At 64.4% G+C, this 13,621-nt stretch carries 10 protein-coding genes and 1 pseudogene; 8 read left to right on the forward strand and 3 right to left on the reverse strand.

The genetic code is table 11. The features are described 5' to 3' along the window. Window positions 1-12 precede the first annotated feature (12 nt). The 6 genes from ACZBJS_RS19320 (at window position 13) to ACZBJS_RS19345 (ending at window position 5,704) form a co-directional block, all read left to right on the forward strand. On the forward strand, window positions 13-879 hold the full coding sequence (locus ACZBJS_RS19320) for an ABC transporter permease subunit (RefSeq protein ID WP_463439019.1): 867 nt from the start codon (window positions 13-15) through the stop codon (window positions 877-879). A 13-nt stretch (window positions 880-892) separates the two neighbouring features. Beyond that, entirely contained in the window at window positions 893-1,966 is a 1,074-nt protein-coding gene (locus ACZBJS_RS19325) for a branched-chain amino acid ABC transporter permease (RefSeq protein WP_057015931.1), read from the forward strand. Window positions 1,967-1,969: 3 nt separating this feature from the next. After that, the gene (locus tag ACZBJS_RS19330) at window positions 1,970-2,689 is read left to right on the forward strand and encodes an ATP-binding cassette domain-containing protein (protein WP_018270850.1); all 720 of its coding nucleotides are present in this window, start codon (window positions 1,970-1,972) and stop codon (window positions 2,687-2,689) included. Further along, window positions 2,679-3,389 carry an ABC transporter ATP-binding protein gene (locus ACZBJS_RS19335; protein WP_463439020.1) on the forward strand — a complete coding sequence of 237 codons (711 nt, stop codon included), beginning with the start codon at window positions 2,679-2,681 and terminating at the stop codon, window positions 3,387-3,389. The genes ACZBJS_RS19330 and ACZBJS_RS19335 overlap by 11 nt, the downstream gene beginning before the upstream one ends. A gap of 63 nt (window positions 3,390-3,452) precedes the next feature. Continuing rightward, window positions 3,453-4,214: an SDR family NAD(P)-dependent oxidoreductase gene (locus tag ACZBJS_RS19340; RefSeq protein WP_225647396.1), complete on the forward strand. Its 762-nt coding sequence runs from the start codon at window positions 3,453-3,455 to the stop codon at window positions 4,212-4,214. Between the two features lie 86 nt (window positions 4,215-4,300). After that, window positions 4,301-5,704 (forward strand): amidase, encoded by a 1,404-nt coding sequence (locus ACZBJS_RS19345; RefSeq protein ID WP_463439021.1) that lies wholly within the window; start codon window positions 4,301-4,303, stop codon window positions 5,702-5,704. Window positions 5,705-5,710: 6 nt separating this feature from the next. Here the strand turns inward: ACZBJS_RS19345 and ACZBJS_RS19350 are convergent, their stop codons facing one another. Continuing rightward, on the reverse strand, window positions 5,711-7,300 hold the full coding sequence (locus ACZBJS_RS19350) for an ABC transporter substrate-binding protein (RefSeq protein WP_463439022.1): 1,590 nt from the start codon (window positions 7,298-7,300) through the stop codon (window positions 5,711-5,713). A gap of 22 nt (window positions 7,301-7,322) precedes the next feature. Further along, window positions 7,323-8,525 (reverse strand): serine hydrolase domain-containing protein, encoded by a 1,203-nt coding sequence (locus ACZBJS_RS19355; RefSeq protein ID WP_463439023.1) that lies wholly within the window; start codon window positions 8,523-8,525, stop codon window positions 7,323-7,325. Between the two features lie 234 nt (window positions 8,526-8,759). On the opposite strand from ACZBJS_RS19355, the gene ACZBJS_RS19360 reads away from it, so the two are divergent. After that, window positions 8,760-9,434: a helix-turn-helix transcriptional regulator gene (locus ACZBJS_RS19360; protein ID WP_028345120.1), complete on the forward strand. Its 675-nt coding sequence runs from the start codon at window positions 8,760-8,762 to the stop codon at window positions 9,432-9,434. A gap of 1,016 nt (window positions 9,435-10,450) precedes the next feature. Here ACZBJS_RS19360 and ACZBJS_RS19365 read toward each other — a convergent pair. After that, window positions 10,451-11,377, reverse strand: a complete 927-nt coding sequence (locus ACZBJS_RS19365) for a D-alanyl-D-alanine carboxypeptidase family protein (RefSeq protein WP_244558722.1) — start codon at window positions 11,375-11,377, stop codon at window positions 10,451-10,453. Between the two features lie 495 nt (window positions 11,378-11,872). Here ACZBJS_RS19365 and ACZBJS_RS19370 point away from each other — a divergent pair. Continuing rightward, window positions 11,873-13,427, forward strand: a pseudogene (locus tag ACZBJS_RS19370) (gamma-glutamyltransferase family protein). Window positions 13,428-13,621: the final 194 nt, after the last annotated feature.

A 13,621-nucleotide genomic window follows, 5' to 3' on the forward strand; every position in this document is an offset into this window, starting at 1 on the left:
AGGGAGACCGGAATGTCGGCTGAACTCTTCTCGGTATTCTATCAGTTCGCCGATGTCTTCGCGTTCCTCATCCTGTCGGCGGCGGGCCTGGCCATCGTGTTCGGCATGATGGGCGTCATCAACATGGCGCATGGCGAGTTCATCATGTGCGGCGCCTACGTCACCGTGGGGCTCGTGAATCTCGGCGTGCCGCTTCCGATCGCGCAGATCCTGGCCGCGCTGACGGCGGGGATCATCGGCATGATCGTCGAGTACCTCGTCGTGCGGCGCTTCTACAAGCGACCGCTCGACTCGCTGCTCGCGACCTGGGGCCTCAGTCTGATCGTGACGCAGTCGATGCTGCTGATCGTCGGCTCCGCGGTGCGCGGTATTGGCACGCCGGAAGGAAGCTTCGCGATCGGGGCCTACACGTTTTCGACCTACCGGCTGGTGCTGTTTGCCTGTGCGGTAGCGGTCCTTGCGGGCCTCTACATCATCTTCATGAAGACGCGCTTTGGCGTGATCGCGCGCGCCACGATGCAGAACGCGGCGATGGCCAAGGCGCTCGGCGCGCGCACCGGGCGGATCTATTCCATCAGCTTCGGCATCGGCACCGCGCTCGCGGGGCTCTGCGGCGCGCTCTACGCGCCGACCATGACGCTGATCCCGACCATGGGCGCGACCTTTGTGGTCGAGAGCTTCGTCACCGTGGTGATCGGCGGCGCCAATGTCCTGCTCGGAACCGCGCCGGCCGCGGTGTTCCTGGCGATGATCCGAATGGCATTGAATGCCAGCTACGGGCAGATCATCGGCCAGATCGGCATGCTGTTTGCTGTCATTCTGATCATACGTGTGCTGCCCGAGGGACTATCCAGCGTGCTGGTTCGTCGTGGGCGCTAGACGGGAATTTCTGATGTTGAAGCTGCTCGAGGGCCCGCAGACGCTCGGACGCGGGAAGATCTTCTGGTCCTGTTTCCTCGCCGTGCTGGCGGGGGCGCTGATCTATCCGCTGTTCGCCGATTCCTATGACGTCGGCAATTTCGCCTACTTCCTGATCTGGATATTCATGGCGCTCGGTCTCTGCCTGATGTGGGGATACGGCGGCATGCTGTCGTTCGGCCAGACCTTCTTCTTTGGCATCGCCGGCTACGGCTATGGCGTGCTCGCCATCAATATGGGCGGGGGAACGACCACGATCGCCGCGCTGGTTCTCTCCGTGGTCATCGCGATGATCGCGGCCGGGATCCTCGGTTACTTCATGATCTGGGGCGGCATCAGCGGGATTTTCTTCGGCATCGTGACGTTGTCGGCGACGCTAGTGCTTGCCTTCTTCCTCGGGCAGACCGCGGGGCCCGAATGGCATATCGGTCCGGCCCGGCTGAACGGCTTCAACGGCATGAAGGGAATGGACCCGCTCACGGTCGGCGACTTCGACATCGAGGGCTCGGCGCTCTATTACGTCATGATCGCGCTGATCGTGATCGTCTACATCGCGCTGCGCATGCTGGTGAACTCGAGCGTCGGCAACGTGATCGTGGCCACGCGGGAAAATCCGCAGCGCGCCGAGATGCTCGGCTATGACGTCCGCAAGTATCAGCTTCTGACCTTCGTGATTGGCAGCGGGCTCGCAGGCCTCAGCGGCGCACTGTACACGTCGTGGGGGCAGTTCATCACGCCATCCAGCATCGGCCTGCCGGCGGCGGCGATGCCGATCGTGTGGGTGGCGTTCTCCGGACGCAACGATCTGACCGCGACCTTGGTCGGATCGTTCCTGCTGCTGTTCGGCTTTCAGACCATCACGGTCTACAGCCAGCAGGCGGCGTTGGTGCTGATGGGCGTGCTGCTGCTCGCCACCGTGATGCTGGCGCCGCAGGGCTTCGTGCTCGGCATCGGCAAGCTCGTCGTCGATTGGTGGACCAGGCGTCGGCGCCGCGACGAAGCCCCCGCGCTGGCCGATACCGCCCGCCTGCAATCGGATGAGACCTGAATCATGGCGCTGGTCGATGTGAAAGGTGTCTCCAAGCGTTTCGGTGGATTGACCGCCGTCTCCGACGTCGACCTGACGGTCAATGCCGGCGAGGTGCACTGCCTGATCGGGCCCAACGGGGCCGGGAAGAGCACGCTGTTCAAATTGATCGTCGGGCTCTATCCGCCGACCACGGGCAGCATCTTCTTCGACTCGATCGATATCACCGCCGAGCGGCCCTACGCGCGGGTGCAGCGCGGCATGAGCATCAAGATGCAGGCGCCGAGCGTGTTCAAGGAGCTGCCGGTGCGGCAGAACATCCAGATCGCGCTGCAGGAACGCATTTCGGGCGCGGAATGCCGTGCTGAAGAGGAGCGGCTGCTCGCGTTGCTCAATCTGGCTGACGATAGCGGCAAGCTCGCCGGTGCGCTGTCGCACGGCCAGCAGCAATGGCTGGAGATCGGGATGGCGCTGGCGCTGCAGCCGCAGCTGCTGCTGCTGGATGAGCCGACCGCCGGCATGTCGCCGGAAGAGACTTTCAAGACCGGCGAGCTGATCAAGTCGTTCAATGCCGAGGGCATGACCGTCCTGGTCGTCGAGCACGACATGGCGTTCGTGCGTCAGGTCGCCCAGCGCGTTACCGTTCTGCATCTTGGCAAGATCTTCGCGCGCGGCAGCTTGGAGGCGATTTTGGAAGACGAGAAGGTCGCGGAAATCTATCTGGGTAAGACTCATGCCCACTGATCGCATTCTGGAGGTGTCGGGGCTTTGGGCGGGCTACGGCGCGACGCCGATCCTGCAAGGCGTCAGCATGTCGGTCTCGCGCGGCGAGATCGTCGGCGTGATCGGCCGCAACGGCGTCGGCAAGTCGACCCTGATGCGGTGCCTGATCGGTCTGCTGCAGACCTGGCGCGGCACCATCAGCTTCATGGATCAGGATGTCACGCAGCTCGAGGCCGATGCGCGGGCGCGCGCCGGCTTCGGCTACATCCCGCAGGGTCGCGACGTGTTTCCGCAAATGAGCGTCGAGGAGAATTTGCAGGTCGGCGAGTTGATCGGCGGGCCCGAAGGCAAGAAGCTGCCCGAGCTCGTCTACGAGTATTTTCCACGCCTGAGGGAGCGCCGGCGCCAGATCGCGGGCACCATGTCGGGCGGCGAGCAGCAGCAGCTTGCGATCGGCCGCGCGCTGATCGGCAATCCGGCGCTGATGATCCTCGACGAGCCGTCGGAGGGCATCCAGCCGTCGATCGTGCAGAATATTTGCGAGGCGCTGAAATCGTTCCGAGCGGAGCTCGGGACCACGATCGTGTTCGTGGAGCAGAACCTCGACACCATCCTGGAGATCGCGCAGCGCTGCTACATCATGGAGAAGGGCAAGATCACGCGATCGCTGGCCGGTGAGGAGGTCAACGCGGACAACGTTCGCGCGCAGCTGTTACTGTGATCGACCGCGCGATGCGGTGAAGATCAGTGCGTTGCATAATTGATAATAATGGAGGGAATGGACATGGATCTCGGACTCAAGGGAGCAAAGGTTCTCGTTACCGGCAGCACCAAGGGCATCGGCAGGGCGATCGCCGACACGTTCGCCGCCGAGGGCGCCAACGTCGGCATCTGTGCGCGCAACCAGGGCGACGTCGACGCTGCGGTCACAGCGCTCAAGGCCAAGGGCGTTTCGGCGTTCGGTAGTGCCGTCGACGTCTCTAACGGGCCGGCCCTGAAGGCCTGGGTCGCCGACATGGCGTCCAAGCTCGGCGGCATCGATGTCGTGGTCGCCAATGTCAGCGCGCTGTCGATCGGGCAGGACGAGGAGAGCTGGGAGAAGGAATTCTCCACCGACATGATGGGGACGGTGCGCCTCGTCAACGCGGCGATGCCGTATCTGGAGAAGAGCGGCGCCGCCGCGATCGTCACCATCTCGAGCGTGTCGGGACGCGAGGTCGATTTTGCCAGCGGTCCCTACGGTACGTTCAAGGCGGCGATCATCCACTACACGCAGGGCCTTGCCTACCAGCTCGCGGCCAAGGGCATCCGGGCCAATTCGGTATCACCGGGCAACACCTACTTCGAGGGTGGTGTCTGGAACATGATCAAGGACGGCAATCCCGAACTGTACAAGACAGCACTGGCGCTCAACCCGACCGGCCGCATGGGCACGCCGCAGGAGATGGCGAACGCCGCTGTGTTCCTGGCGAGCAAGGCGGCGAGCTTCATCACCGGGACCAACCTCGTGGTGGACGGCGCGTTGACGCGCGGCGTCCAGTTCTAGGCGGGGCGCGCCGTCAGCAGAGCCGCGAGATCGCCGCCCGCGGCGGCGGTCCGGACAGGCATATTCCGATAACAGCAGGGCGTCAGATGTCAGCGGATTCATTGCACTACAAATCCATCATCGAAGTCTCCGAGCTCATTCGCCGCAAGGAGGCGAAGCCGTCGGAGATCACCGACGCAATGCTGGGCCGGATTGCGAAGCTGGATGGACAGCTTCACGGCTATGCGCTGGTCCTTGCGGAGCGGGCGATGGCCCAGGCCAAGCAGTACGATGCGGAGATCGCCAAGGGCATCTGGCGCGGCCCGCTGCATGGCGTTCCGATCGGGCTGAAGGACCTCTGTTACACCTCGTTTGCACCGACCGCGGGCGGCACCACGATCCACGCCAAATTCGTACCGTCCTTCAATGCCACGATCGTGGACCGGCTCGAAGTCGCCGGTGCGGTGACGCTCGGCAAGCTGAAGATGACGGAGGGGGCCTATACCAGCCATCATCCGGCCGTTCAGGCCCCGCTCAATCCGTGGAATGTGAACTACTGGGTTGGCTCGTCGTCGACCGGATCGGGCGTCGCGACCTCGGCGGGGCTCTGCTACGGCTCGATCGGCAGCGACACCGGCGGCTCGATCCGCTTTCCGTCGGCGACCTGCGGGTTGACCGGGATCAAGCCGACCTGGGGGCGGGTCAGCCGCTACGGCGTCTTCCCGCTGGCCGACTCGCTCGATCACGTCGGGCCGATGTGCCGCAGCGCTGCGGATGCGGCGGCGATGCTCGGCGTCATCGCGGGCGCTGATATCAACGACCCGACCGCCTTGCGGGCTCCGGTGCCGAACTATCTGGCTGGAGCGGGCGACAGCATCAGGGGCCTCAGGATCGGTGTTGACCGCAGGTACACCCAGGAGGGCATCGATCGGCAGGTCGTCGCCGCGCTGGTGCAAGCCGAGCGCACGCTCGCCGATCTCGGCGCCGACATCCGCGAGGTGCATGTCCCGCCCTACCAGAAGTTGGTCAGCCAGTGGATTGCGATGTGCTCGGTCGAGACGGCTGAGGCGCATCTGGACACCTACCCGTCGCGCAAGTCGGAATACGGACCCGACCTCGCGCAGTTGATCGAGCAGGGCCGGGCGACGAGCGGCGTCGACATCGCGGCCATCCATCATGAACGGCTGAAGTTCAGCGGCAGCCTCGCTGCGATGTTCGAAGATATCGACCTGCTGCTGATCCCGACGATGCCGGTGCCGATCCCGACGCTCACCAAGATGAGCGAATACGGCGCCGACCCCAACGTCCTCCTGAGCATTCTGCGCTTCACGGCGGTGTTCGATTTCTCGGGCAGCCCGACCATCACGCTGCCGATGGGCATGGCCTCGGACCAGATGCCGCTCAGCATGCAATTGGTCGGCCCGCATCTGTCTGAGGACGTGCTGGTCCGCGCCGGCGCCGCGTTCCAGTCGGTGACGGATTGGCACACGCGGCGGCCGCCGATCGAATAGGCACCGCTAGCCTGTCTTGTCGACATTCCAGAACAGCGGCACCGGCGCCCGGACGATGTCCTTCAGCGCCTTGCGCGTCGCGGCCGGTTGATTGTACGTCCCGGTCGGGACGTGGGTGACCACCTCGTAGGCGCGTGCCTGGATATTGTCGGCCAGCGCCTTCTGGTCCGGCGGCGCCGCGGTTCGGGCAAAGCTGTCGCGCAGCCGCTCGAGCTCGGCGTCCTCGACCCAGCCGAAGAAGCCGCCGTTCTTGCCCTTGCCGTTGACGCAGGCGTTGCCGATCGGATTGACGAGGTCGGCGCTGGCCCAGGTCGAATGGTAGAGCGACCAGCCGCCCTCGGCCGGCATCGACTGTTTGGCGCGGCGTGCCACCACCGAACCCCAATCCATCGCCAGCAGGCTGACGTTCATGCCGATCGAACGCAGCGCCTCGGCGGTGACCGTGCCGAGCGCGGTGATGATCGGGGCGTCGGTCGCGTGCAGGATCGTGATCTGCTCGCCCTTGTAGCCGCCCTGCTTGAGCAACTCCCTGGCTTTCGCGGTGTCCGCCTTGGTCGACCATCCGACCGCGCTTTCGAACGGCGTGCCGGCGACGAAGATTGCCGGCGTGATCTTGTAGTAATCGGGATTGCCGATCTGGGTGTCGAGCCAGTCCTTCTGGTTCACCGCGTGCAGCACGGCCTGGCGGATCTCCGGCCGGTCGAACGGCGGCACCAGCCAGTTCATCCGGCACATGCCGGAGAAGCCGAGCGTGTTGTAATCGGTCAGCTCGACATTGGAGGCGCGCGCAAGCATCGGATGATGGTCGTGCGGCGGCACCTCGAAATAGTCGATCTCGTCGTTGACAAGCGCGTTGGTCGCGATCTGGAAATCCGGCACGCTGATCCATTCGTAGCGGCCGATCTTGACGACCTTTCCGCCGCCGGTGCCGTCGGACGGCTCGTCGCGGGAAACGTAGTCCGGGTTTTTCTCATAGGCGGCCTTGACGCCGGGCTGGAATTCCGCCGTCACGAAGCGGAATGGTCCGGAGCCGAGATGATCTGATGTGGCCTGGTCGGCGGGCGTCGCGGCGATCCGCGCCGGCACGATGAAGGGCACGTTGGCGGTCGGCTTGCCGAGCGCCGCCAGCACGAAGCCGCATGGCTCCCTCAGCACCATGCGGAAGCTGCGCTCGTCGACCGCCTTCAGTTCGGCAACGAATTCGAACAGTTTCTGGCCCATCGTGTCGCGCTTGGCCCAGCGCTGCAGCGAAGGGATGACGTCGGCCGACGTCACCGCGCTGCGGTCATGGAATTTGAGGCCGGGCCGCAGGCGGAAAGTGTAGGTCAGGCCGTCGGCGGAGACCTCCCAGGCCTCGACCATCTGCGGCTTGATCTCGAATTTCGAATTGGTCGAGAACAGCGTGTCGTAGATCATGTAGCCGTGGTTGCGCGCGGTCCACGCCGTCGTCATGATCGGGTCGGTGGCGCGCAGCGGCGCGTGCATGACGGCCGTGATCGTCTTCGAACTGGCCCGCGCGATGCGCGGCATCGCAATGCCGAGGCTTGCTCCCGCACTGATCTGCAACAGACGGCGGCGGTTGATCGGTGGTCCCATGGTGTCCCCCTGTCGCAATCGGTCAGCTCTTGCCGGCAAGCCTGGCCGCGATTGCGCGATAGCCGCGCATCCACATGTGATCGAGATCGAGATCCATCGGCAGCGGCTGCGAGGAGACGCGTGCGATCACGGTCTCATTGGCCGGATCGATGTAGATCCACTGGCCATGGATGCCGACCGCGGCAAACGGCGTTTCGCGTCGATCGAGCGTGTACCACTTGTTGCGGTAGTTGCCGTTTGGAAACACTTTCGTCAGGTCGCCGCGCGACCAGGCCTCGGCATTGCCGTTCTGCCTGATGTCGTCGATCCACCAGCCGGGGACGACCTGTCGTCCGTTGCTGATGCCGTGATTGCGCATCATCTCGCCGAACCGGGTGAGATCCCGCAGTGTCGCGCAGATGCCGCCGGCGACGCGGCCGGCACCGCGTGAATCGACCGTGATGTAAGCGTCGTGCTCGGCGCCCATCGGCTGCCACAGATAGTGGGAGAGGATCTTTGCGTAGGACATGCCGCAGGCGCGCTCATAGACCCAGCCGAGCACGTCGGTGTTGGTCGAGACGTAGTGGAAGGTCTCTCCATGCGGTGCGCCGTTCGGCCGCAGCGTGCGCAGATAGTCGCGCAGATTGCTCGGCGGAATCGCCGGATCGGGCAGCTCCCAGCCGGTCGAGCGCCGGTAGTTGATGACGTCGCCGTCGCGCGCCATGTAATCCTCGTCGAAGCGGATGCCGACGCTCATGTCGAGCAGATGCCGCACCGTGCAGTCGCCGCCATAGACCGAGCCCTCCATCTCCGGGATGTAGCGCATCACCGGCGCGTCGGGGTCGAGCTTGCCCTGATCGGCGAGGATGCCGCCGAGCGTTCCGGCGACCGACTTGCTGACGGAGAAGATCAGGTGCGGGGTATCGGGCGTCAGGCCATGGGCATACCATTCGAACGCGACCTGTCCGCGATGCGACACCACGATGCCGTCGGTGTGGCTGGCGCGCAGCGCCTCGCCGACGCCGACCGTCTCGCCGCGCGGGTTGGCGAAGCTGAGGTCGTCGAGATAGCGCGGCGCAAAGGACAGTGGCGCCGGCGCTGCGGCGCGCGCGATGTTCGCGGTGGGCAGCAATTCGCGGACATTGCGGAATGCCCACTCGTTGAAGGGATGTTGGCGCCAGTTGGCGAGCGTGACCTGTTCGTCGGCCGCCGACGGGAAGGCGGCCATGATGCGACGCGAATTCATTCTTGATCCAGCAATGCCATCGGATGATGCGCGAAAGTTCCGCATGGCTCGCGTCGCTCGCAATCAACCGGATGGTGGAGGGGGCCGTTGGGTTACTTCGGCGTAACCGTTTCCCCGGATGTGCGCTTCGTGCGTTTGGCCCGCAATTTGCTTGACTATGGCTCGCGCGTGCCTCAGCGTGACGGTTACGCGACGCGCAGACATTCGCCATCGGGAAACATCGGGAGGTAGGTCATGATCGCGCTTCTGGGCCGACCGGATCCGGCAACCACGCAGGCCATTCAGTTCGCGCGCGGCATTCTCGAGGGGTCGGCGACCGCGTTCTACGAGGTCGACGGCAACTTGACCCTTAACCGCTTCGTGCTCTCTAGCAACGTGCCGCCGAGTTTCCACGACCAGTATCTTGCCGGCATGAACCGGCTCGATCCGTTGCATCCGCGCTCGGCGAGCAACCGGCCGATTGCGCGGCTGAGCACGGCGCTCGACCAATGCGCGACCCAGGAGGCGGCGACCTACCGCGCCTTCGCCGGCCAATGCGGCGTCGCCGACATGATCGAGTTCTTCTTCCGCCGCAACGACCGCATCGTCGCCGGAATGAGCGTGCTGTGGGCGCCGGGCTGCGCGATCCCCGACGGCAGCATGCACATTGCGGAGAAGATCCACGACTATCTCGAGTTCAACCTGACCAGTCGCCTGTCGTCGAATGCCGACGAGCCGGCGCGCTTTGGCCTGACCTCGCGCGAGATGGAAGTCGTCGAGCTGTTGTGCTGCGGCCGAACCAACCGCGAGATCGGCGAGTGCCTGAACATCGGCCTCGCGACGGTGAAGACGCACCTGATCCATATCTTCGAAAAGCTCGGCGTCGAGACCCGCTCCGCTGTCGTGGCGATGATGTCGCGGCCGCATTGAGGCGCGGGCTGTCGATTAGGGCCGGCGGCTCTTCCGGCACGTCGTCCCTGCGAAAGCAGGGACTCATACGCCGCGGCGGATGTTGTGAACGGGATTCGTCACTCCAGCGTCGTGAAACGATAAACATCGGTGGTTATGGGTCCCTGCTTTCGCAGGGACGACGATGAGGATGAATCGCAATTCAAGATGTCAAACGGCGCGGTGTCATCACCCGCGAATGCGCGCATGCGGGGGATTCAGTATTCCAGAGATGCCTGTGCTTGAATCGAGAGGCCGCGGCACACTGAATCGCCAGGTCGAGCCGGGCGATGACACCGAAGAATATGCCAGCACACAGCTCCCTCCACGTGTCATCCCGGCGAAGGCCGGGACCCATAACCACAGGACTGGGTTGGTGAGGAAAGCCGTGGCCCCAGCGTCGCACAACAATCATCTTCAGTGGTTATGGGTCCCGGCCTGCGCCGGGACGACGATGAGGATGCTTCTCGCGCGAGACAACGCACCGCTACTGCGCACCCTTCTTCGGTGTCATCACCCGCGCATGCGCATGCGGGTGATCGAGTGGCGCTTCTGACAAAGCGAAATATTCTTCGCGTGAAGGATTGACAGGATTTGCTGAGTTGCCCGTCGAACTGATCTGTCGTTTCCGGAATTGGGCGGGACCGTCGCTCCGTGGGCCGAAGCGGCGATCCCTGATCGCGCGAGGTGCATGGTCGGGTGTGGGCAAAATGTCGGCCAATCCGCACGACTGGGGACATGATAGATCGACAAGCGCACGCGGCAATTGCCATTCTGGACTAGCCCCGAGTAACAGATTCAGCGGCAAGCAAGCTCCACAGCGCAGAAGTAGTAGCGCGGCGCAGCAATCGCGGGTCCTGGTAGATGAGAGTCCGGGGAGAGGCGTAACGTCATGGACGGAGGCTGGCCGCTACGGCCTCCGAAGCCGCCGTCAGCCCCAGCTCACCCCCTGAGCTGGGGCGCGCCGGAGCGCACGAAGCGCAGGAGGGGTAGGCCAATCAGAGGCGCGAGCTGAGTTTCGTCGTCGCGGCCCTCGACGCTGCCTTTGACTTTGCGCGCGTCGTCACGCCATGTCTGGAAGATGCTGCGATTCGGGTATGTCGCTTGCCGGCCAGCTTTGTGTGCCTTGATACCGTACGATGAGCAGCATACTCCCGACCATCGACCGGTGCGAGATGCGCTGGGTCTCCATTCAAGTATGGACGTCCGACTCCGAACTGCTTTTCGTGCTCGTCGATCCATTTCCATAATCGCTTGGTCTCGGTTGCACGCTCCTCCTTGCTCCCGCCATTCATGCTGACGACGTCTGCGGCGAGCCCGTGACCATAGCCTCCACGCGAGCTGCCGCCGTGATAGGACTTGTCATTTGCGGCCTTCAGCCCGCTTGCAATCGATTGGCGGTAGTCATCGCGAAATCCGCTTGTGATCCCGGGTGCCAGTCCGGCCTGCTCCGCTGCGTGGAGCATATAGAACAGCTTTTGCTTGAAGGCTCGATCCATCCCTCCGATCACGTAATCCATCAGAGGCATGCGGGCTCTTTCTGCCGCCCTGGGGTCCTTCCATCCGAAGTCATTTTCGACCCGCTTCGGGATGCTGCGCGTGACCGTGATCAGCTTGCGCTTCCGTTTGATGATCACGTCCTTTTTTTCGTACACGACGATCCAGTCGGTCTTCGGCGCTCGCGTGTAGAGCGCGCCAAGGAACCGGTCGATGCACGCCTCGGCAACAAAGCATTCGTCCAGGACCAGAACTGTATCAATATTGTCCGGGGCGACCTTGAACGAGCCGGCAACGTTGGCCGTGGATACCTGCTCAGGTTGCTTCTCGCCTGGCGTCGTCGACGGAGCCTCGGGCGACGCTCGGTCCGCGTCCGGCAAGACACCTCCGTCGGCATCGGATTGAGCCGACGGTTCGGACGCCGTCACGGGTCGGCTCGACTCCTCATTGGGCGACGCCGCACGCACGTCGTGAACGACGGCGCAGCATGACAGTGAGACCAGAGACGAGGCAATGCGTAACCAACCAGCCCCCCAACCGAACCGACTTCGCCTGGCGCCATGAAGCTCTCTGAGAGATGACATCGGCATTGGCAATCGACATGAGCTAAATTGATCGTGGCAGCGTGCCATCGCGCTCCGGGCTTGGCAACCAGTTACCCACCACAGAATTGCCGCCGAGCACGCAACTATTCAGATAGGCCGAAAGAATTCCTCACGCGCAGGTTTGACAGGTTTTGCCCGGTTGCCGCCGGATCAATCCGCCGCGTCCGAGAGGTGTGACAACCCTCGTCCGTATTCACCGATCCACCGTTGGGTGGATTGCTGCCTGCCCGGTGGCCAAACGAGAGTCCTCCGCGAGGACCGGTGTCGTTTTCGACAATGTGGCGAGCGGCGGCCGCTCACAACATTGAAGGAAACGACATGCGCGATTTCATGGCCATCGGCCGTTCGGTGGCGGTTGCGGAGCGTGGCATGGCCGCGACCTCGCACCCGCAGGCGACGCTGGCCGCGGTCGAGATGCTGAAGGCCGGCGGCAATGCCGTCGATGCCGCGGTGGCGGCGGTCGCGGTGCAGGGCGTCGTCGAGCCGCAGATGACCGGGATCGGCGGCGACTGCTTCGCGCTGTATTCGCCTGACGCCGGCGAGCCGATCGCGCTGAACGGCTCGGGCCGCACGCCGGCCGCAACCGATGCCGAGAAATTTGCCGCGAGCGGCGCGCGCGACATTCCGCCGACCGCGCCCGAGGCCGTCACCGTGCCCGGCGCGATCGATGCGTGGTGCCGGCTGGTCGCCGATCATGGCAGCAGGTCCCTGGAGGAGATCTTCCGACCGGCGATCGCGGCTGCCGAGCGGGGCTTTTGCGTGACGCCCCGCGTCGCGGAGGACTGGCGCCGCTTCCGGGCCCGGATCGAGATCGACGGCAATGCGGCGGCGCAGTTCCTGCCCGGCGGCAAGGCGCCTGAGGTCGGCGACATCCGTACGCAACCCGCGCTCGGCCGCACCCTTCGCCGGATCGCGCAGCACGGACGCAACGCGTTCTACACGGGCGAGGCTGCCGACGAGATGGTGGCTATCTTGCGTGCCCTGGGCGGCGCCCACAGCACCGACGATTTCGCCGCCCAAGCCTCCGACTATGTGCACCCGATCTCGGCGCGCTACCACGACCACGACGTGGTCGAGTGCCCGCCGAACGGGCAGGGCCTGGCCGCACTGATGATCCTGCGGACGCTTGCAGGCTTCGATGTCGGCAAGCTCGGAGAGGCCGATCGCATCCATCTGCTGGCTGAAGCCACCAAGGCGGCCTACCGCGCGCGCGACGCCTTCTTTTGCGATCCCGCCACCAGCAAGGTCGATCCGGCCGCATTCCTTGCCGACGACTATATCGGGAGAATCCGTGGCAAGATCGACATGGGCCGCTCATCCGCGCCCGTGGCCTGGGACGATATCGAGCATCGCGACACCGGCTATGTCACGGTGGTCGACCGCGATCTCAACGCCGTATCGCTGATCAACTCGCTGTTCTATCCGTTCGGCAGCGGCATCTACGCCCCGAAATCGGGCATCCTGCTGCACAACCGCGGCTGGAGTTTTTCGCGCCAAACCGGGACATCTCAATTCGCTCGGGCCGCGCAAGCGGCCGATGCATACGATCATTCCGGGCCTGCTGCGCAAGGACGGCAAGACCGTGATGTCGTTCGGCGTGATGGGCGGGCATTACCAGGCCGCGGGCCACGCCAATCTGCTGTCGAACATCTTCGACATGAAGATGAACATCCAGGCCGCGGCCGAGGCGCCGCGCTCCTTTGCCTTCGACGGCGCGCTGTCGCTGGAGACGACCGTTTCTCCCGGGATACGCGACGACCTTCGCGCCCGCGGCCACGATGCGCGGTTCTCGGAGGAGCCGATCGGCGGCTGTCAGGCGATCCGCATCGACCACGCCCGCGGCGTCCTGTTCGGCGCTTCGGACCACCGCTAGGACGGACTGGCGCTAGGGTTCTGAGGCGCGTCGCGCGGTTTCGGAATAATAGAATAGTAACGCTGATTTGCCCGACATGTCAAGTCGCCATGTCGAGTGCCGGCACGCCGCCGGCTACTGTGCACGGGGTTGTTTTCGATGTTTTGGCAGTGCGCCCCTGCGGAGGCAGGCAATACGCAATAGCCCTGCGCTCG

The organism is Bradyrhizobium sp. KZN70725 (genome assembly GCF_055264925.1).